We start from the raw sequence: 15,415 nt of genomic DNA, 5'->3' as shown, positions 1-15,415 counted from the left end.
TAGTGTATAATCCCCCCGGTGCCCTTTATGGAGGTCAAAGCATGAGCGCCCGCACCCTTTTCGCCCTCCTCGTGCTCCTTCTCCTCGTCCTCTTCGCCTGGCTCAACTGGGGGGAGATCAACAAACCCACCTCCCTTTCCCTGGGGCTCACCCGGGTGGAGGCTCCCTTGGGCCTGGTCCTGGTGGTGGCCCTCGGGGCCCTCACCCTCCTCTACCTGGTCTTCACCATCGGCCTGGAAACGGCGGCCCTCCTGGAGGTCAGGCGCTACGCCCGGGAGCTCCTCTATTACAAGAAGCTCGCCGAGGACGCCGAGCAAAGCCGCTACACCGAGCTAAAGCGCTACCTGGAGGCCGAGTTTCAGCGCCTGGCCGAGGCGGAGCGGCAGGAGATCCAGGCCCTGGCGGCCCGGGTGGAGGAGACCCTGGAAAAGCACGGCAACACCCTGGCCGCCTACATCGGGGAGCTGGAGGACCAGCTTCTAAGGCTTCTCGGCCCCTCGCAAAACGGCAAAGGGTAAACACCCCGCCCGTGGCGGGGAATCTAAGTACCCCACCGCGGGAAAAGCCGCGGTGGGGGCCCCAAAAGGGCTTTCCCACAGCCCACCCTAAGGAGGGGTAGGAACCCTACTCCACCAGCTCCACCAGGGCCAGAGGCGCCCCGTCCCCGCGGCGGCGCTCCGCCAGCTTGAGGACCCGGGTGTACCCCCCGGGGCGGCTCTGGTACTTGGGGGCGATCTCGTCAAAGAGCTTGCGCACCAACTTCACGTCCTGGAGGTCTCTGAGGACCAGCCTACGGGCGTGGAGGTCTCCCCGCTTGGCCAGGTGGATGAGGTGGTCCACGAAACCGGTGAGCTCCTTGGCCTTGGGGAGGGTGGTGGTGATGCGGCCGTGCAGGAGAAGGCTCTTGGCCTGGTTGCGGAAAAGGGCCAGGCGGTGGGAAGAGTGGCGGTTCAGCTTCCTTCCGGACTTCAGGTGGCGCATGGTCTCACTCCTTTAGGGTAAAGCCCCGCTTGGCCAGGGCCTCGCGGATCTCCTCGAGGCTCCTCTCCCCGATGCCGGGGATGTTCCTCAGGTCCTTGAGGTTGAGGGCGAGGAGGGCGCGCACGGACTCAATCCCCTCCTCCTTGAGGCTGTGGAGGACCCGGGTGGAAAGACCGAGCTCCTCCAGGGGCAGGTCCAGCTCCTCCTTCTCCTCCCGCTCCTGGGAGGGCTCGGAGACCGGGGGGGAAGGGGCCGCCTGGGGGCTCGTGAAGTAGGAGAGGTGCTCCTTGAGGATGGCCACGGCCTGGTTCAGGGCCTCGAGGGGGGTGATGGAGCCGTCGGTCCAGATCCTGAGGGTGAGCTTGTCCAGGTCGGTGCGCTGGCCTAAGCGGGTGTCCTCCACCTGGAAGGCCACCCGGCGCACGGGGGAGAAGAGGGCGTCCACGGGGATGGCGTTGATGCGGTCCTTGATGCCGTGGCGCTCGGCGGGCACGTACCCCACCCCCCGGTCCACCCGCACCTCCATGTAAAGCCTCCCCCCCTCCTCCAGGGTGGCGATCTTCAGGTCCGGGTTCAGGATCTCCAGGTCGGCGGAAGGGGTGAAGTCCGCGGCCCGCACCTCCTTGGGGCCCTCCGCCCGGAGGACCAGGGTGGCGGTCTGCATCTTGGGGTCCAGGAAGCGCACCACCAGCTCCTTGAGGTTCAGGACGATCTCCACCACGTCCTCTTTCACCCCAGGGATGGTGGAGAACTCGTGGAGGACGTCCTCAATGTAGACGCTGGTGACCGCGGTCCCCGGGATGGAGGAGAGGAGGATGCGGCGAAGGGGATTCCCCAAGGTGACGCCGAACCCCCTTTCCAAGGGCTCCAGGACGAACTCCCCGTACTCCCGCCCCTGGGTGCGCACCGTGAAGACCGGGGCTTTGAGCTTGCTCTCTAACATAGGCCTCCTTACCGGCCAGGGACTACCTGGAGTAGAACTCAATCACCAGCTGCTCGTTCACGGGCAGGGCCAGCTCCTCCCGGTCGGGCAGGCGCAGGAACTTGCCCTTCATCCCCTCCACGTTCAAGGAGAGCCAGGGACTCACCTTGCGCCCCTTCATGGCCTCGAGGTTCTCCCGGATAAAGGCCAGGTTCCTGCTCCCCTCGGCGATGGCGACCTCGTCCCCGGGCCTCACCCGGTAGGCCGGCAGGTCCACCCGGCGGCCGTTCACCGTGATGTGGCCGTGGCGCACCATCTGCCGGGCCTGGCGGCGGCTTTGGGCGAAGCCCAGGCGGTAGACCACGTTGTCCAGGCGGGACTCCAGAAGGCCCAGGAACACGGTACCCGTGACCCCTTTCTTGCGGCTCGCCTCCTCAAAGAGGTTGCGGAACTGGGTCTCGGAGATCCCGTAGATGCGGCGGAGCTTCTGCTTCTCCCTGAGGCGCACCGCGTAGTCGGAGGGGCGCCGCGTGCGGCGCTGCCCGTGCTGGCCCGGGGGATAGGGGCGGCGCTCCATGGCGCACTTGGGGCTATAGCACCGCTCCCCCTTCAGGTAAAGCTTGACTCCTTCCCGACGGCAAAGGCGGCAAACTGGTCCGATGTAGCGACCCATCTTTCACTCCTCAGGAGGCCTTGCGGAACTTCTTCTTGGGCCGGCAGCCGTTGTGGGGCACAGGGGTGTCGTCCACGATGGACTTCACCTGGAGGCCGGAGGCCTGGAGAGCCCGGATGGCCTGCTCCCGCCCCGCCCCGGTGCCCCGCACGACCACGTCCACGCTCTGCATGCCGTAGGCCATGGCCTTCTTGGCGGCGTCCATGGCGGCGAGCTGGGCGGCGTAGGGGGTGCCCTTCCGGCTCCCCTTGTAGCCGATGACCCCGCCCGAAGACCAGGTGATGGGGTTGCCCTCGGGATCGGTGATGGTGACGATGGTGTTGTTGTAGGAGGCGTGGATGTAGGCCTTCCCGTTCGCCACCTGCCGTTTGACCTTCTTCTTGGTCGCTTTTCTGGCCATACTCTCCCTCTCGGAGTATCCGCTGGCCCCAGCCTAAGGGCTTACTTCCTGGGAGCCTTCTTCTTGCCCGCCACGGTCTTCCGGGGCCCCTTGCGGGTACGGGCGTTGGTGCGGGTGCGCTGGCCCCGCACCGGAAGCCCCCGCCGGTGCCTAAGGCCGCGGTAGCAGCCGATGTCCGTCAGGCGCTTGATGTTGGCCGCCACCTCCGCCCTAAGCTCCCCTTCCAGCTTCCAGGTGTTCTCCACGTACTCGCGGAGGCGCACCACCTCGGCCTCCGTGAGGTCCTTCACCCGGGTGGCGGGGTTGATCCCGGTCTTCTCCAGGGCCTCCTTGGCCCGGGCCGGCCCGATCCCGTAGATGTAGGTGAGGGCCACGTCCACCCGCTTGTTCCTGGGAATCTCCACGCCTGCGATCCTCGCCACGTCGCCTCCTTAGCCTTGCCGCTGCTTGTGCTTGGGGTTCTCGCAGATCACGTAGACCCGGCCGTGCCGGCGCACCACCTTGCACTTCTCGCACATCCTCTTGACCGATGCCCGTACCTTCATCGCGCCTCCTACTTGCGGTAGACGATCCTTCCCCGCGTGGGGTCGTAGGGGGTGATCTCCACCACCACCCGGTCCCCGGGCAGGATGCGGATGTAGTTCATGCGCATCTTGCCCGAGATGTAGGCCAGGATCTCCGGCCCCGAGTCCAACTTCACCCGAAAGGTGGTGTTGGGCAGCGCCTCGGTGACCACGCCTTCCGCCCGAATGGTGTCCTTCTCCTTCGCCATACCCCTCCTACCGCGCCCGCACCAGGGGAACCCCGGTGAGAAGCTCCGGGCCCTCCTCCGTCACCAAGACGGTGTTCTCGTAGTGGGCGGCGAGGTTGCCTCGGCCAGCGCTCGCCGTCCAGCCATCTTCCAATATTACCACAGGGGCGGGCCTCAAGGTGACCATGGGCTCGAGGGCCAGGGTCATGCCGGGCCGGATCTTGGGACCGGTGCCGGGCTTACCGAAGTTGGGAAGCTGGGGGTCCTCGTGGATCTCCCGCCCCACCCCGTGGCCCACGAACTCCCGCACCACCCCGTAGCCCCGGCTCTCCAGAAAGGTCTGCACGGCATAGGACACGTCCCCGATGCGGAAGCCCGGGCGGAGGTATTTCATCCCCTCCCAAAAGGCCGCCTCCGTGTCCCGGATGAGCCTCTCCGCCTCGGGCGAGACCCGGCCCACGGGAAAGGTGCGGGCCATGTCGGCGGCGAAGCCCCCGTAGAAGAGGCCCACGTCCACGGAGAGGATGTCCCCCTCCTGCAGGGGCTCCTCCGAGGGGATGCCGTGGACCACCACCTCGTTCACCGAGGTGCACAAGGTGGCGGGGAAGCCGTAGAGGCCTAAGAAGGCGGGCTTGGCCTTGCGCTTCCTTATGGCCTCGAGGGCGATCCGGTCCAGCTCCTTGGTGGTGATGCCGGGCTCCACGTGGCGGGCCACCTCCTCCACCACCTCGGTGAGGAGGGCCCCCGCCTCCCGCATGCGCTCGATCTCCCAGGGGCTTTTCAGCTTGATCGCCATCAGATTCCCAGGGCGGCCCGGATGCGGGCGTAGACCTCATCCGGGGTGCCGAGGCCGTCCACCCGCCGCAAGGCCCCCTTCCCCTCATAGTACTGGACCAAAGGCTCGGTCTTTTCCCGGTAGACCTGGAGGCGCCGCCTTATGGTCTCCTCGTTGTCGTCAGAGCGGCCCTCGAGCCCGGCCCGCCTGAGCATCCTCCGAACCAGCTCCTCCTCCGGCACCTCCACCAGGACCACGCCCAAAAGGCGGGTGCCCGTGGTCTCCAGGAGGCGGTCCAGGGCCTCCGCCTGGGGTAGGGTTCGGGGAAAACCGTCCAGGATGACCCTTTCCGCCAACTCCTCCCGTATGAGGGCCAGGATCAGCTCGTCCGGCACCAGGTCCCCCCGGTCCATGATGGGCTTCACCCGCTGGCCCAGGGGAGTCCCCCGGGCCACGTGGTCCCGGAGGATGTCCCCGGTGGAAAGCTTCTTGAAGCCGAGCTCCTCCGCAAGCCTCGCCGCCTGGGTGCCCTTGCCCGCCCCCGGCGGCCCCAAGAAGATCACCGCTTCGCCCATCCCTCCTCCCTAGCGCGTGCGGCCGCGGATCCGGCCCTTGGAGAGAAACCCCTCGTAGTTCCGGAGCATGAGCTGGCTCTCCACCTGCCTTAGGGTGTCCAGGGCCACCCCCACCACGATAAGGAGACCGATCCCCGAGAAGGCGATGCTCTTGACCCCGGTGAGGTTCTGAATGATCTGGGGCAAAGCGGCCACCAGCCCCAGGAAAAGCGCCCCCCAGAGGGTGAGCCTCGAAACGATGTGTTCCAGGAACTTCACCGTGGGCTCCCCGGGGCGGATTCCCGGGATGAAGCCCCCGTACTCCCGCAAGGACTCGGCGATGCGCTTGGGGTCAAACTGCACCGCGGTGTACACGTAGGTGAAGAGGACGATGAGGAGTACCTCGAGGAGAAGCCCCGAAAGGTGGGTGGGGTTGAAGAAGTTGGCGATGGCCTGAAGGACCGGGTTATCCTGGAAGGGGGCGGTGAGGAAGATGGGGATCTGCAGGATGGCGGCCGCAAAGACGATGGGGATCACTCCGGCGGCGTTGAGCTTGATGGGGATGTAGGTGGCCTGCCCCCCGTAGACCCTCCGGCCCACCACCTTGCGGGCGTACTGCACCGGGATGCGCCGCTCCGCCTGCTGCACCGCGGCCATGCCTGCAAAGGCCAGGACGATGAAGGCCAGGAAGAAGAGGAAGGCCACCAGGTTCACCTCCCCGGTGCGGATGAGGCCCACGGTGCGGAGGAGTTGCGGGAGCCAGTTCACCACGATCCCGGAGAAGATGATCATGCTGGTGCCGTTGCCCACCCCGTACTCGGTGATGCGCTCGGCCATCCAGAGGAGGAGGGCGATGCCCGCCACCTGGGTGACCACCACCACCAGCCAGAAGAAGGGCCCCGGGGACCACCCGGGAAGGAGGAACCGCCCCCCTTCCGCCCCCAGGAAGGCCGTGGCCAGGAAGAAGCCCTGGAAGGCCCCCAGAGCGATGCCGCCGATGCGGGTGTACTGGTTGATGATGCGGCGGCCCTCCTCCCCCTCCTTGGAGAGCTTCTCCAGCGCGGGCACCACCGTGACCAAAAGCTGCATGATGATGGCCGCGGTGATGTAGGGCATGATCCCGAGGGCGAAGATGGAGAAGCGCTCAAAGTTGCCCCCGGAGAAGAGGTTGATGATGCCGAACACCCCCCCCTGGGTGGTGCGCAAGAACTCCTGGATCTTGTCCAGGTCCACCCCCGGGGTGGGGATAAAGGCCCCGAGGCGGTAGGCCGCGAGCACCAAGAGGGTGAAGAGGATGCGCTGGCGAAGCTCGGGGATCTGAAGGGCGCTCCGGAAGGCCTTGAGCATCCTAAGCCTCCAGGAGGACGGCCTCGCCGCCCGCCGCCTTCAGCTTCTCCAGGGCGCTCTTGGAGAAGGCGTGGGCCACCACCTTGAGGGGCTTGGCCTCCCCCTCGCCCAGGATCTTCAGCCGGTACCCCTTCTTCAGGATCCCCGCCCGCACCAAAAGCTCGGGGGTCACCTCCCCCTCAAAGCGGGCGAGGTCCTTCAGGTTCACCCCCTGGTACCGGGGGCGCTTGATCTCCCCGGGCACCTGGCCCTGCATGCCCCGCTTGGGCAGGCGCATGAGGGTGGTGGAGCGCCCGCCTTCAAAGCGCCGGGGGTCCTTGAGGCCGCCCGAGCGGGACTTCTGCCCCTTGTGGCCGCGGGTGGCGGTCTTGCCATGGCCGGAACCGGGGCCCCGGCCCACCCGCTTGCGCTTCCGGTTGGCCCCGGGGTTGGGCTTGAGGTCCGTAAGCTTCATTCCACCACCTCCACGCGCACGAGGTGCGCCACCTTCTCCACGTTCCCCCGGATGGCGGGGGTGTCCTCGAGGACCCGCTCCTGCTGGAGCCGCCTAAGCCCCAGGGCCTTGAGGGCCGCCTTCTGGTCCTTGGGGTAGCCGATGGGGCTCTTCACCAGCTTCACCTTGAGCCTGGCCATCACTCCTCCCCACCCTTCCTGAGGCGCTTCACGTCCTCCTTGGTCTGGAGCTGCCTTAGGGCCTCCATGGTGGCGTAGGCGATGTTGATGGGGTTGCGGCTCCCCAGCTCCTTGGTGAGGATGTCGGTGATCCCCGCAAGCTCCAGGATGGCCCGGGGCACCGCCCCGGCGATCACCCCGGTGCCGGGGGCGGCGGGCTTCAAGAGGATTTTGGAGGCCCCGTACTCCACCTCGATCTCGTGGGGGATGGTGCCGTTTTGGAGGGGAACCTCCACCATGTTGCGCCGGGCGTAGTAGCCCGCCTTCTGCACGGCCAAGGGCACCTCCTTGGCCTTGCCCAGCCCCAGGCCCACCCGGCCCTGCCGATCCCCCACCACCACCAAGGCGCCGAAGCGGAAACGGCGTCCGCCCTGGTAGGTCTTGGCGGTGCGCCGCACCAGGATCATCTTCTCCTCAAAATCGGTCTCGGGCATGGTTCCTCCTTAGAACTCCAGGCCCCCCTCCCGGGCCCCCTCGGCCAGGGCCTTCACCCGGCCGTGGTACTTGTAGGGCCCGCGGTCAAAGGCCACCTGCTTGATCCCCTTGGCCAGGGCCTTCTCGGCCAAGGCCCGGCCCACCTGGCGGGCCACCTCGGTCTTGTTGCCCTTGAGCTTCAGGGCCAGGCTGGATTCGGCCACCAGGGTCTCGCCCTTCTCGTCGTCAATGATCTGGGCGTAGATGTGTTTGAGGCTCCGGAAGACGGAAAGGCGGAGCCTGCCCGTGCGCTTGATGCGGTTGCGCACCCGAAACTTGCGGCGCTCGTAAGCGGTTAGCCGTGCCATGCTCCCCCCTACTTCTTGGCCCCGGCCTTGCCGGGCTTAAGGCGGACGGGCTCGCCCGCGTAGTAGATGCCCTTCTCGTGGTAGGCGCTGGGCTTCTTCACGGCGCGGATGTCCGCGGCCACCTGGCCCACCCTCTGCTTGTCGATGCCCAGCACCCGGACCCGCGTGGGCTCGGGCACCTCAAAGGTAATGCCCTCCGGGGGCTCCACCACCACCGGGTGGCTAAAGCCCACGGTGAGCTCGAGGGCCCGCCCCACCAGCCGGGCGCGGTAGCCGATGCCCTTGATGAGGAGCTCCTTGGCGTAGCCCTCGGAAACCCCCTTGACGGCGTTGGCGATGAGGGTCCGGGTCAGGCCGTGAAGGCTTTTGTGGCGGCGCTCGTCCGAGGGGCGCTCCACCCGCACCACGCCCTCCTCCACCACCACCCGCATCTCCGGGGAAACGGGGACCTGGAGCTCGCCCTTGGGGCCTCTCACCTTCACGAGCCCCGGGGCCACCTCCACCTGGACCCCCTTGGGAAGGGAAATGGGAAGCCTGCCGATCCTAGACATTACCACACCTCGCAGATGAGCTCGCCGCCCACGCCGAGCTTCCGGGCCTCGCGGTCCGTGAGCACGCCCTTGGGCGTGGAAAGGATGGCGATACCCAGGCCCCGGCGCACCCTGGGGATCTCCTTGACCCCCACGTAGACCCGGCGGCCAGGCCGGCTGATGCGGCGGATGTGCTTGATGACCTGCTCCGGCCTGGGGTCGGGCCCCTGGCGACGGGGCCCGTACTTCAGGTGGATGCGAAGCACGGGCTTGCCCTCCACCTCCACCCGCTCGTAGCCCTTGATGAACCCTTCCCGCGCCAGGATCTTCAGGATCTCCTCCTTGAAGCGCGAGGCGGGCACCTCGGTGCTCTCCTTGTAGACCCGGGTGGCGTTCCTGATCCGGGTCAGCATGTCGGCGATGGGGTCCGTCAGCATTTCCTCTCTCCTTTTACCTCACTCCAGGACCATGCGGTCTCGAGGGAACCCCCCCGACCGGCCACGGCCTACCAGCTGGCCTTTTTCACCCCGGGAAGCTGCCCCTTGTGGGCGAGCTCCCTGAGGCAGAGCCGGCAGAGCCCGAAGTAGCGGTAGACGCTCCTCGCCCTCCCGCAGCGGACGCAACGGGTGTAGGCCCGCACCTTGAACTTTGGGGTCCTCTTGGCCTTCTCGATCAGCGCTTTCCTCGCCATGCTCGCCTCACTTGCGGAAGGGGAAGCCCAAAAGCTCCAAAAGAGCCCTCGCCTCCTCGTCGGTCTTGGCGGTGGTCACCACCGCGATGTCCATCCCCCTTAGGGCGTCCACCATGTCGTAGGTGATCTCGGGGAAGATGAGCTGCTCCTTGAGGCCCAGGTTGTAGTTGCCCCGGCCGTCGAAGCTCGTGGGGCTGACCCCGCGGAAGTCGCGGATGCGGGGGAGGGCCACGCTTAAGAGCTTCTCCAGGAAGATCCACATGCGGTCGCCGCGGAGCGTGACCCTGAGCCCGATGGGCATGCCCTTGCGGAGCTTGAAGTTGGAGATGGACTTCTTGGCCCGGGTGATGGCGGGCTTCTGCCCGGTGATGAGGGAAAGCTCCTTGGCGGCCTTCTCCAGGATGCGGGCGTCCTCCTTGGCCTCGCCCAGGCCCTGGTTGACCACCACCTTCGCTAGCCTCGGCACCTCCCAGATGTTCTGGTACCCGAAGCGGCGGATGAGCTCGGGGCGAACCTCCTCGTAGTACTTCCTCTTCAGGGCAACGTCCAGGGGCATCTTACTCCTCCACGTCTAGGGACCCGCCGCACTTGGCGCAGACCCGGATCTTCCGCCCGTCCTCCAAGAACTTCTTGCGCACCCGGGTGGGCTTGCCGCAGGCGGGGCATAGGGGGCGGACCTTGGAGGCGTGCAGGGGCGCCTCCTTCTCGATGAACCCCCCCTGGGGGTACTGGGGGCTCACCCGCACCGCCTTCTTGACGATGTTGACCCCTTCCACGATGACGGCCTGCTTCCTGGGCAGGACCTGCTTCACCTTGCCCACCCGGCCCTTGTACTTCCCGGAGGCCACCAGCACGGTGTCCCCCTTCTTCACGTGCACCTTGGCCCGCATCAGAGCACCTCCGGCGCCAGGGAGACGATCTTCATGAAGCCCTTCTCGCGGAGCTCGCGGGCCACCGGGCCGAAGACCCGGGTGCCTCGAGGCTCCAGCTGGTTGTTGATGATCACCGCGGCGTTGTCGTCAAAGCGGATGGCCGAGCCGTCGGGGCGCTTCACCTCTTTCTTGGTGCGCACCACCACGGCCTTGACCACGTCCCCTTCCTTCACCGCCCCCCGGGGGATGGCCTCCTTAACGCTGGCCACGATCACGTCCCCCACGGTGGCGTACTTGGCGTTGGAGCCCTTGAGGACGCGGATGCACATGATCTTGCGGGCCCCGGTGTTGTCGGCCACCTCGAGGTAGGTCTGCGGCTGGATCATGCCTTACCTCCCCGCTTGGAAAGGCTTTGGTAGTTCTGGCGGCGCACCAGGTACTTCTCCACCAGGTCCAACCGGCCCGATTCCACCAGGCGGAGCACCCTAAAGCGCTTGCGCCGGGAGATGGGGCGGGACTCCACGATCTCCACCACGTCCCCCAGCTTGTACTTCTCCTCGGGGTCGTGGGCCAGGTACTTCTTGGAGCGCTTGATCACCTTGCCGTAAAGGGGGTGGGGGAACTGGCGCTCCACCAGGACCGTGACGGTCTTCTGCATCTTGTCGCTCACCACCACCCCGGTCAGGACCTTCTTAGGCATTGGCCCTCCTCTTCTCGTTCAAGACCGTAAGGAGCCTGGCGATCTGGCGCTTGAGGTCCCGGATCCTGTGGTTCTGGGAAAGCTGGCCGATGGAGGCCTGGAAGCGGAGCTCCATGAGCTCCCGCTTCTTTTCCCGCACGAGCCTCTCCAGCTCCACCGGGGAGAGCTTCCGGGCCTCCTCCAGCTGCTTCTTCACCTCACTGAGCTTCATCGTAGGCGTCCCTCCTCACGATCTTGGTCTTGATGGGGAGCTTGTGGCCGGCGATGCGCAGGGCCTCCAGGGCCTGCTCCTCCGTCACCCCCGCCACCTCAAACATCACCCGGCCCGGCTTCACCACGGCCACGTACCCCTCCACGTTGCCCTTGCCCTTACCCATCCGCACCTCCAGGGGCTTCTTGGTGTAGGGCTTGTCGGGGAAGATGCGGATGAAGATCTTCCCCCCGCGGCGGAAGTGGCGCACCATGGCCACACGGGCGGCCTCGATCTGCTGGGAGGTGATCCAGGCGGGCTCCAGGGCCACCAGGCCGAAGTCCCCGAAGGCCACGTAATCCCCGCCCTTGGTGGCCCCCTTCATCCGGCCCCGGTGCTGCTTGCGGTACTTCATGCGCCTGGGCATCAGCATGGCTTACTCCTCCTTCTTCACCCGCACGGCGGGGCGACGGCGGCGGGGCCTCTCCTCAGCCTTGGCGCCCTCGAGGCGGGCCTTGGCCTTCTGGCCGCCGATCACCTCACCCAGGAAGACGTACGCCTTGACCCCCAGCACCCCGTAGGTGGTGCGGGCCAGAGCGAAGCCATAGTCTATGTTAGCACGCAGGGTCTGGAGCGGTACCCGGCCCTCGGCGGCCCACTCGGTGCGGGCCTGCTCCGCGCCGCCGATGCGGCCGGAGACGATGACCTTGGCCCCCTTAGCCCCGGCCTCCATCACCCGCTGCACCGCCTGCTTGATGGCCCGGCGCACGGCGAAGCGGCGCTCTATCTGCTCCGCCACCCGCTGGGCCACCAGGGGGGCGGAGAGGTTGGGGTTCTGGATCTCCTGGACGTTTAGGGCCACGTTTTTCCCGGTCATCTTGGCGAGGGCGTCCCGCAGGACCTTGATCTTCTCCCCGCCCCGGCCGATGACCACGCCCGGCTTGGCCACGTGGACGGTCACCGCCACGTTGTCCGCCGCGCGCTCAATGTCCACCCGCGCCAGGCCCGCAGGGTAGAGCTCCTTGGTAAGGTAGTTGCGGATCTCCTGGTCCTCCCAGAGGAGGTGGCGGTACTGCTTCTTGCCGGCGTACCAGCGGGACTCCCAGTCCCGGGTGATGCCAAGCCGGAACCCGATGGGGTGGATCTTATTTCCCATGCTTCTCCCCCACGATCACCGTGATGTGGCTGGTCCTCTTCTTCATGATGTCCGCCCGGCCCCGGGCCCTAGGGAGGACCCGCTTCAGGGTGGGCCCCTCGTCCACAAAGGCCGCCTTCACGTAAAGCCGGTCCTCCAGCATGTCGTAGTTGTTGACGGCGTTGGCGGCGGCGGACTCCAGCACCTTGGCCACGTAGTAGGCCCCCCGCTTGTTGGTGTAGCGCAGGATGTTGCGGGCCTCCTCGAGGCTCTTCCCCCGGATGAGGTCCACCACCAGGCGGACCTTCCTGGGGGCGATGCGCACGTAACGGGCTATGGCTTTCGCTTCCATGGCTACTTCTTCTTGGTGGCCTTGGCCTCTTTGCCGTGCCCCCGGTAGGTGCGGGTGGGCGCGAACTCTCCCAGCTTGTGCCCCACCATGTTCTCGGTGATGTAGACGGGCACGTGCTGCTTGCCGTTGTAGACCGCGATGGTGTGGCCCACCATCTCCGGAACAATGGTGGAGCGGCGGCTCCAGGTCTTGATGAGCCGCTTCTCCCCCTTGGCGTTGAGCTCCAGGACCTTCTCCAGGAGGTGGTCGTCTACGAAAACGCCCTTTTTCAAGCTACGCGGCATGGCTCACCTCACTTCTTCCGCCGGGCGATGATGAACCGGCTAGAAGGCTTGCGCCGCTTCCTCGTCTTGAGCCCCTTGGTCTGCCAGCCCCAAGGCGAGGCGGGAGGACGGCCCCGGGGCGCCCGGCCCTCGCCGCCGCCGTGGGGGTGGTCCACCGGGTTCATGGCGGCGCCGCGCACGTGGGGCTTGCGGCCGAGCCAGCGGGTGCGGCCGGCCTTCCCCAGGACGATGTTCTTGTGGTCGGCGTTGCCCACCGCACCGATGGCGGCGTAGCACTCCCCATGCACCTTCCTGAGCTCTCCCGAGGGCAGGCGGAGGATCACGTAATCCCCCTCCCGCCCCTGGATCTGGGCGCTGGTGCCGGCGGAGCGGGCCAGCTTGGCCCCCTGCTTGGGCACGAGCTCCACCGCATGGACCACGGTGCCCACGGGGATGAAGCGGAGGGGCAGGGCGTTGCCCACCTGGATGGGGGCGTCGGGCCCCGCCACCACCTGCTGCCCCACCTGCAGGCCGTCCGGGGCGATGATGTACCGTTTTTCCCCGTCTATATAGTGGAGCAAGGCGATGCGGGCCGAGCGGTTGGGGTCGTACTCAATGGCCGCCACCTTGGCGGGGATGCCCGCCTTGTCCCAGCGCTTGAAGTCAACGATGCGGTAAAGCCGCTTGTGGCCGCCCCCGCGGAAACGCACGGTGATGCGGCCCTGGTTGTTGCGCCCCCCCGTCTTCTTGAGGGGGACGACCAAGGACTTCTCCGGCTCGGTCTTGGTGATCTCGGAGAAGTCGGCCACCGTCATGAAGCGGCGGCTTGGGGTGTAGGGTTTGAACTTCTTTACTGGCATTCCTTTCCTCCCTTGCCGGATCAGGGCCGGGCTCCCTTTCCCGGCGGGGTCTAGATGAGGCCCTCCAGGGCCTCAATCTTCTGCCCGGAGGCCACCTGCACGATGGCCTTCTTGCGGTCGGGGCGCTTGCCCAGGTAGCGGCCCAGGCGCTTCTTCTTGCCCCGCACCCTGAGGGTGTTCACCCCCACCACCTTCACCTTGAAGGCTTCCTCCACCGCCTGCTTGATCTCGGTTTTGGTGGCCTTGGGGTGCACCCAGAAGGTGTACTTGCCCTCGGCGAAACCCGCGTAGGCCTTCTCGGAAAGCACCGGGGCCAGGATCACGTCGTAGGCGGTCTTCATTCCTTACCTCCCAGGCGATCCTGGAACGCTTCCCAAGCCCTTAGGTCCATCACCAGACGCTCGGTGCGCAGAATATCGTAGACGTTGAGGCCCTCAGGGGCGAGGACCACCACCCAGGGAAGGTTGCGGGCGGCGCGGCGCACCAGCTCGCTTTCCGCCACCAAAAGAACGCTTTCCGAGCCGTCCAGGCCCGCCTCCCTGGCCCAGGCCAGAAACTCCTTGGTCTTGCCGTTCACCCCGGCGAAGTCCTCCACCAGAAGGAGCTTCCCCTCCTTGGCCCGGTCGGCCACGGCCATGGCAAGCCCCTTCTTCCGCACCTTCTTGGGCAGGGTGTAGCTGTAGTCCCGGGGCTTAGGACCGAAGACCACGCCCCCGCCCACGAAGATGGGGGCCCCGATGTCCCCGTGGCGGGCCCGCCCGGTGTGCTTCTGGGGGTAGATCTTCCGGCTGGAATAGGCCACCTCACCCCGGGTCTTGGTGCTGGCGGTTCCCCGGCGGCGCTTGGCCAGCTGCCAGCGCACCACCTCCCAAAGGAGGTGGGGGTTGACCTCCTGGGGCAGGTCCGCCGCAAGCTCTCGCTTGCCGGCAGAGGAAAGCACAGGAATCTGGTACACAGCCATACCCTCCTTTACTTGGCCACCTTCTTGGCCTCCCGCACCAGCAAGAGGCCCCCGTTCGGCCCGGGGACGGCGCCTTTCACCAAGAGGAGGTTCTCCTCGGGGAGGACGTCCACCACCTCGAGGTTCTGCACCGTAACCCGCTCGGCCCCGTAGCGGCCCGCCATCTTCTTGCCCTTGTAGACGCGGCCTGGGGTCTTCCGGTTGCCGATGGAGCCCGGGTGCCGATGGATCTTGTGGGCCCCGTGGGAGTCGGGACCGCCGGCGAAGTTCCAGCGCTTCATGACCCCCGCCGTGCCCCGCCCCTTGGAGGTGCCGGTCACGTCCACCCTTTCCCCGGGCTGGAAGATCTCCACGGTGACCACGTCGGCTTCGGGGTTAAAGCCCCGGATCTCCTTAAGAATCCGCACGGGCTGAACCCCGGCCTTGGCGAAGTGCCCCTTCATGGGCCGGTTGACCCGCTTGGGCTTCTGGGGGAGGAAGCCGAGCTGTACCGCCAGGTAGCCGTCCTTCTCCGGCGTGCGCCGCTGCACCACGGGGCAGGGCCCCGCCAGGATGACGGTGACGGGGATGGCCCGGTCCTCCTTGTAGATCCGGGTCATGCCCACCTTCACGCCCAGGATGCCCTTCACTTGCCACCTCCCACGGTCTTGATCTCGATCTCCACGCCGGTGGGCAGGTCCAAGGACATGAGGTTCTCTATGGTCTTGCGGTTGGGGTTGAGGATGTCCACCAAGCGGTGGTGGGTGCGGAGCTCAAAGTGCTCCCGGGAGTCCTTATGCTTGAAGGGACCCCGGATCACGGTGAAGCGCCGCACCCGGGTGGGCAAGGGGACGGGCCCTGACACCTGGGCCCCGGAACGCCTGGCGGCCTCCACGATCCTCTGGGCCGAAGCGTCCAAGGTCTTGTGGTCAAAGCCCCGTAGCTTGATGCGAATCTTGGGCATGCCTCACCTCACTCCAGGATCTTGGTGACCACGCCGGCGCCCACGGTGCGCCCACCCTCCC

The 15,415-nt window shown here is 66.7% G+C and carries 32 protein-coding genes; 1 reads left to right on the top strand and 31 read right to left on the bottom strand.

The window, feature by feature from the left end; translation table 11 throughout:
- Positions 1–41: 41 nt before the first annotated feature.
- Positions 42–518 (top strand): DNA cytosine methyltransferase, encoded by a 477-nt coding sequence (locus ABJK26_RS10030; RefSeq protein ID WP_347242128.1) that lies wholly within the window; start codon positions 42–44, stop codon positions 516–518.
- A 106-nt stretch (positions 519–624) separates the two neighbouring features.
- Here the strand turns inward: ABJK26_RS10030 and rplQ are convergent, their stop codons facing one another.
- From rplQ to rpsJ, 31 genes are all read right to left on the bottom strand, one after another.
- Entirely contained in the window at positions 625–981 is a 357-nt protein-coding gene (gene rplQ / locus ABJK26_RS10025; RefSeq protein WP_347242127.1) for a 50S ribosomal protein L17, read from the bottom strand.
- Between the two features lie 4 nt (positions 982–985).
- Positions 986–1,924, bottom strand: a complete 939-nt coding sequence (locus ABJK26_RS10020; protein WP_347242126.1) for a DNA-directed RNA polymerase subunit alpha — start codon at positions 1,922–1,924, stop codon at positions 986–988.
- A gap of 22 nt (positions 1,925–1,946) precedes the next feature.
- The gene (rpsD, locus tag ABJK26_RS10015) at positions 1,947–2,576 is read right to left on the bottom strand and encodes a 30S ribosomal protein S4 (protein WP_347242125.1); all 630 of its coding nucleotides are present in this window, start codon (positions 2,574–2,576) and stop codon (positions 1,947–1,949) included.
- A gap of 10 nt (positions 2,577–2,586) precedes the next feature.
- Positions 2,587–2,976: a 30S ribosomal protein S11 gene (rpsK, locus tag ABJK26_RS10010; protein WP_347242124.1), complete on the bottom strand. Its 390-nt coding sequence runs from the start codon at positions 2,974–2,976 to the stop codon at positions 2,587–2,589.
- Positions 2,977–3,017: 41 nt separating this feature from the next.
- Positions 3,018–3,398 (bottom strand): 30S ribosomal protein S13, encoded by a 381-nt coding sequence (gene rpsM / locus ABJK26_RS10005; protein WP_347242123.1) that lies wholly within the window; start codon positions 3,396–3,398, stop codon positions 3,018–3,020.
- Positions 3,399–3,407: 9 nt separating this feature from the next.
- Positions 3,408–3,521: a 50S ribosomal protein L36 gene (rpmJ, locus tag ABJK26_RS10000; RefSeq protein ID WP_003043944.1), complete on the bottom strand. Its 114-nt coding sequence runs from the start codon at positions 3,519–3,521 to the stop codon at positions 3,408–3,410.
- Between the two features lie 8 nt (positions 3,522–3,529).
- Positions 3,530–3,748, bottom strand: a complete 219-nt coding sequence (gene infA / locus ABJK26_RS09995) for a translation initiation factor IF-1 (protein ID WP_347242122.1) — start codon at positions 3,746–3,748, stop codon at positions 3,530–3,532.
- A gap of 7 nt (positions 3,749–3,755) precedes the next feature.
- Entirely contained in the window at positions 3,756–4,523 is a 768-nt protein-coding gene (map, locus tag ABJK26_RS09990) for a type I methionyl aminopeptidase (RefSeq protein WP_347242121.1), read from the bottom strand.
- Positions 4,523–5,077, bottom strand: coding sequence for an adenylate kinase (locus ABJK26_RS09985; protein ID WP_347242120.1), 555 nt, complete (start codon positions 5,075–5,077; stop codon positions 4,523–4,525). Before ABJK26_RS09985 ends, map begins: the two co-directional genes overlap by 1 nt.
- 9 nt (positions 5,078–5,086) lie before the next feature.
- Positions 5,087–6,403 (bottom strand): preprotein translocase subunit SecY, encoded by a 1,317-nt coding sequence (gene secY, locus ABJK26_RS09980; protein ID WP_347242119.1) that lies wholly within the window; start codon positions 6,401–6,403, stop codon positions 5,087–5,089.
- 1 nt (position 6,404) lies between these two features.
- Positions 6,405–6,857 carry a 50S ribosomal protein L15 gene (rplO, locus tag ABJK26_RS09975; protein ID WP_347242118.1) on the bottom strand — a complete coding sequence of 151 codons (453 nt, stop codon included), beginning with the start codon at positions 6,855–6,857 and terminating at the stop codon, positions 6,405–6,407.
- Positions 6,854–7,036: a 50S ribosomal protein L30 gene (gene rpmD / locus ABJK26_RS09970; protein WP_347242117.1), complete on the bottom strand. Its 183-nt coding sequence runs from the start codon at positions 7,034–7,036 to the stop codon at positions 6,854–6,856. The genes rplO and rpmD overlap by 4 nt, the downstream gene beginning before the upstream one ends.
- Positions 7,036–7,509: a 30S ribosomal protein S5 gene (gene rpsE, locus ABJK26_RS09965; protein ID WP_347242116.1), complete on the bottom strand. Its 474-nt coding sequence runs from the start codon at positions 7,507–7,509 to the stop codon at positions 7,036–7,038. Before rpsE ends, rpmD begins: the two co-directional genes overlap by 1 nt.
- Before the next feature lie 9 nt (positions 7,510–7,518).
- Entirely contained in the window at positions 7,519–7,857 is a 339-nt protein-coding gene (gene rplR, locus ABJK26_RS09960) for a 50S ribosomal protein L18 (RefSeq protein ID WP_234507146.1), read from the bottom strand.
- Between the two features lie 8 nt (positions 7,858–7,865).
- Entirely contained in the window at positions 7,866–8,408 is a 543-nt protein-coding gene (gene rplF, locus ABJK26_RS09955) for a 50S ribosomal protein L6 (protein ID WP_347242115.1), read from the bottom strand.
- Complete coding sequence (rpsH, locus tag ABJK26_RS09950) at positions 8,408–8,824, bottom strand: 30S ribosomal protein S8 (protein WP_054637958.1); 417 nt, start codon at positions 8,822–8,824, stop codon at positions 8,408–8,410. The genes rplF and rpsH overlap by 1 nt, the downstream gene beginning before the upstream one ends.
- Before the next feature lie 68 nt (positions 8,825–8,892).
- Positions 8,893–9,078 (bottom strand): type Z 30S ribosomal protein S14, encoded by a 186-nt coding sequence (locus ABJK26_RS09945; protein ID WP_018111303.1) that lies wholly within the window; start codon positions 9,076–9,078, stop codon positions 8,893–8,895.
- A 7-nt stretch (positions 9,079–9,085) separates the two neighbouring features.
- Positions 9,086–9,634 (bottom strand): 50S ribosomal protein L5, encoded by a 549-nt coding sequence (rplE, locus tag ABJK26_RS09940; RefSeq protein WP_347242114.1) that lies wholly within the window; start codon positions 9,632–9,634, stop codon positions 9,086–9,088.
- Between the two features lies 1 nt (position 9,635).
- The gene (gene rplX, locus ABJK26_RS09935; RefSeq protein WP_347242113.1) at positions 9,636–9,968 is read right to left on the bottom strand and encodes a 50S ribosomal protein L24; all 333 of its coding nucleotides are present in this window, start codon (positions 9,966–9,968) and stop codon (positions 9,636–9,638) included.
- A complete protein-coding gene (gene rplN, locus ABJK26_RS09930) occupies positions 9,968–10,336 on the bottom strand; it encodes a 50S ribosomal protein L14 (protein ID WP_003043914.1) in 369 nt (122 codons plus the stop codon). The genes rplX and rplN overlap by 1 nt, the downstream gene beginning before the upstream one ends.
- A complete protein-coding gene (rpsQ, locus tag ABJK26_RS09925; RefSeq protein WP_347242112.1) occupies positions 10,333–10,650 on the bottom strand; it encodes a 30S ribosomal protein S17 in 318 nt (105 codons plus the stop codon). The genes rplN and rpsQ overlap by 4 nt, the downstream gene beginning before the upstream one ends.
- On the bottom strand, positions 10,643–10,861 hold the full coding sequence (gene rpmC, locus ABJK26_RS09920) for a 50S ribosomal protein L29 (RefSeq protein ID WP_347242111.1): 219 nt from the start codon (positions 10,859–10,861) through the stop codon (positions 10,643–10,645). Before rpmC ends, rpsQ begins: the two co-directional genes overlap by 8 nt.
- Positions 10,848–11,273, bottom strand: a complete 426-nt coding sequence (rplP, locus tag ABJK26_RS09915) for a 50S ribosomal protein L16 (RefSeq protein ID WP_347242110.1) — start codon at positions 11,271–11,273, stop codon at positions 10,848–10,850. Before rplP ends, rpmC begins: the two co-directional genes overlap by 14 nt.
- 3 nt (positions 11,274–11,276) lie before the next feature.
- Entirely contained in the window at positions 11,277–11,996 is a 720-nt protein-coding gene (gene rpsC / locus ABJK26_RS09910; RefSeq protein WP_347242109.1) for a 30S ribosomal protein S3, read from the bottom strand.
- Positions 11,986–12,327: a 50S ribosomal protein L22 gene (gene rplV / locus ABJK26_RS09905; protein WP_347242108.1), complete on the bottom strand. Its 342-nt coding sequence runs from the start codon at positions 12,325–12,327 to the stop codon at positions 11,986–11,988. The genes rpsC and rplV overlap by 11 nt, the downstream gene beginning before the upstream one ends.
- 2 nt (positions 12,328–12,329) lie before the next feature.
- The gene (rpsS, locus tag ABJK26_RS09900; RefSeq protein ID WP_011173711.1) at positions 12,330–12,611 is read right to left on the bottom strand and encodes a 30S ribosomal protein S19; all 282 of its coding nucleotides are present in this window, start codon (positions 12,609–12,611) and stop codon (positions 12,330–12,332) included.
- Between the two features lie 8 nt (positions 12,612–12,619).
- Positions 12,620–13,450, bottom strand: coding sequence for a 50S ribosomal protein L2 (gene rplB / locus ABJK26_RS09895; protein ID WP_347242107.1), 831 nt, complete (start codon positions 13,448–13,450; stop codon positions 12,620–12,622).
- 50 nt (positions 13,451–13,500) lie between these two features.
- The gene (locus tag ABJK26_RS09890; protein ID WP_347242106.1) at positions 13,501–13,791 is read right to left on the bottom strand and encodes a 50S ribosomal protein L23; all 291 of its coding nucleotides are present in this window, start codon (positions 13,789–13,791) and stop codon (positions 13,501–13,503) included.
- The gene (gene rplD, locus ABJK26_RS09885) at positions 13,788–14,405 is read right to left on the bottom strand and encodes a 50S ribosomal protein L4 (RefSeq protein ID WP_347242105.1); all 618 of its coding nucleotides are present in this window, start codon (positions 14,403–14,405) and stop codon (positions 13,788–13,790) included. Before rplD ends, ABJK26_RS09890 begins: the two co-directional genes overlap by 4 nt.
- A gap of 14 nt (positions 14,406–14,419) precedes the next feature.
- Positions 14,420–15,040, bottom strand: a complete 621-nt coding sequence (rplC, locus tag ABJK26_RS09880; protein WP_347242104.1) for a 50S ribosomal protein L3 — start codon at positions 15,038–15,040, stop codon at positions 14,420–14,422.
- Entirely contained in the window at positions 15,037–15,354 is a 318-nt protein-coding gene (gene rpsJ / locus ABJK26_RS09875) for a 30S ribosomal protein S10 (RefSeq protein ID WP_054647667.1), read from the bottom strand. The genes rplC and rpsJ overlap by 4 nt, the downstream gene beginning before the upstream one ends.
- Positions 15,355–15,415: the final 61 nt, after the last annotated feature.

Source organism: Thermus sp., assembly GCF_039793865.1.
Taxonomy (GTDB): domain Bacteria; phylum Deinococcota; class Deinococci; order Deinococcales; family Thermaceae; genus Thermus.
The sequence above is the reverse complement of the archived record's forward strand: the minus strand, read 5'-3'. Positions and strand labels throughout refer to the sequence as shown.

Excerpts from the sequence above, each read along its gene's own strand:
- rpmD (WP_347242117.1), bottom strand. The coding sequence starts at position 7,036 with ATGGCCAGGCTCAAGGTGAAGCTGGTGAAGAGCCCCATCGGCTACCCC.
- ABJK26_RS09890 (WP_347242106.1), bottom strand. The coding sequence starts at position 13,791 with ATGAAGACCGCCTACGACGTGATCCTGGCCCCGGTGCTTTCCGAGAAG.
- rplE (WP_347242114.1), bottom strand. The coding sequence starts at position 9,634 with ATGCCCCTGGACGTTGCCCTGAAGAGGAAGTACTACGAGGAGGTTCGC.
- rplF (WP_347242115.1), bottom strand. The coding sequence starts at position 8,408 with ATGTCTAGGATCGGCAGGCTTCCCATTTCCCTTCCCAAGGGGGTCCAG.
- rpsJ (WP_054647667.1), bottom strand. The coding sequence starts at position 15,354 with ATGCCCAAGATTCGCATCAAGCTACGGGGCTTTGACCACAAGACCTTG.
- rplO (WP_347242118.1), bottom strand. The coding sequence starts at position 6,857 with ATGAAGCTTACGGACCTCAAGCCCAACCCCGGGGCCAACCGGAAGCGC.
- secY (WP_347242119.1), bottom strand. The coding sequence starts at position 6,403 with ATGCTCAAGGCCTTCCGGAGCGCCCTTCAGATCCCCGAGCTTCGCCAG.
- rpsD (WP_347242125.1), bottom strand. The coding sequence starts at position 2,576 with ATGGGTCGCTACATCGGACCAGTTTGCCGCCTTTGCCGTCGGGAAGGA.
- infA (WP_347242122.1), bottom strand. The coding sequence starts at position 3,748 with ATGGCGAAGGAGAAGGACACCATTCGGGCGGAAGGCGTGGTCACCGAG.
- rplX (WP_347242113.1), bottom strand. The coding sequence starts at position 9,968 with ATGCGGGCCAAGGTGCACGTGAAGAAGGGGGACACCGTGCTGGTGGCC.
- ABJK26_RS09945 (WP_018111303.1), bottom strand. The coding sequence starts at position 9,078 with ATGGCGAGGAAAGCGCTGATCGAGAAGGCCAAGAGGACCCCAAAGTTC.
- ABJK26_RS10030 (WP_347242128.1), top strand. The coding sequence starts at position 42 with ATGAGCGCCCGCACCCTTTTCGCCCTCCTCGTGCTCCTTCTCCTCGTC.
- rpsQ (WP_347242112.1), bottom strand. The coding sequence starts at position 10,650 with ATGCCTAAGAAGGTCCTGACCGGGGTGGTGGTGAGCGACAAGATGCAG.
- rpmC (WP_347242111.1), bottom strand. The coding sequence starts at position 10,861 with ATGAAGCTCAGTGAGGTGAAGAAGCAGCTGGAGGAGGCCCGGAAGCTC.
- rplP (WP_347242110.1), bottom strand. The coding sequence starts at position 11,273 with ATGCTGATGCCCAGGCGCATGAAGTACCGCAAGCAGCACCGGGGCCGG.
- rpsE (WP_347242116.1), bottom strand. The coding sequence starts at position 7,509 with ATGCCCGAGACCGATTTTGAGGAGAAGATGATCCTGGTGCGGCGCACC.
- rpsH (WP_054637958.1), bottom strand. The coding sequence starts at position 8,824 with ATGCTGACGGACCCCATCGCCGACATGCTGACCCGGATCAGGAACGCC.
- rpsC (WP_347242109.1), bottom strand. The coding sequence starts at position 11,996 with ATGGGAAATAAGATCCACCCCATCGGGTTCCGGCTTGGCATCACCCGG.
- rplQ (WP_347242127.1), bottom strand. The coding sequence starts at position 981 with ATGCGCCACCTGAAGTCCGGAAGGAAGCTGAACCGCCACTCTTCCCAC.
- map (WP_347242121.1), bottom strand. The coding sequence starts at position 4,523 with ATGGCGATCAAGCTGAAAAGCCCCTGGGAGATCGAGCGCATGCGGGAG.
- rpsS (WP_011173711.1), bottom strand. The coding sequence starts at position 12,611 with ATGCCGCGTAGCTTGAAAAAGGGCGTTTTCGTAGACGACCACCTCCTG.
- rplV (WP_347242108.1), bottom strand. The coding sequence starts at position 12,327 with ATGGAAGCGAAAGCCATAGCCCGTTACGTGCGCATCGCCCCCAGGAAG.
- rpmJ (WP_003043944.1), bottom strand. The coding sequence starts at position 3,521 with ATGAAGGTACGGGCATCGGTCAAGAGGATGTGCGAGAAGTGCAAGGTG.
- rplB (WP_347242107.1), bottom strand. The coding sequence starts at position 13,450 with ATGCCAGTAAAGAAGTTCAAACCCTACACCCCAAGCCGCCGCTTCATG.
- rplN (WP_003043914.1), bottom strand. The coding sequence starts at position 10,336 with ATGATCCAGCCGCAGACCTACCTCGAGGTGGCCGACAACACCGGGGCC.
- rpsK (WP_347242124.1), bottom strand. The coding sequence starts at position 2,976 with ATGGCCAGAAAAGCGACCAAGAAGAAGGTCAAACGGCAGGTGGCGAAC.
- rplR (WP_234507146.1), bottom strand. The coding sequence starts at position 7,857 with ATGGCACGGCTAACCGCTTACGAGCGCCGCAAGTTTCGGGTGCGCAAC.
- ABJK26_RS09985 (WP_347242120.1), bottom strand. The coding sequence starts at position 5,077 with ATGGGCGAAGCGGTGATCTTCTTGGGGCCGCCGGGGGCGGGCAAGGGC.
- ABJK26_RS10020 (WP_347242126.1), bottom strand. The coding sequence starts at position 1,924 with ATGTTAGAGAGCAAGCTCAAAGCCCCGGTCTTCACGGTGCGCACCCAG.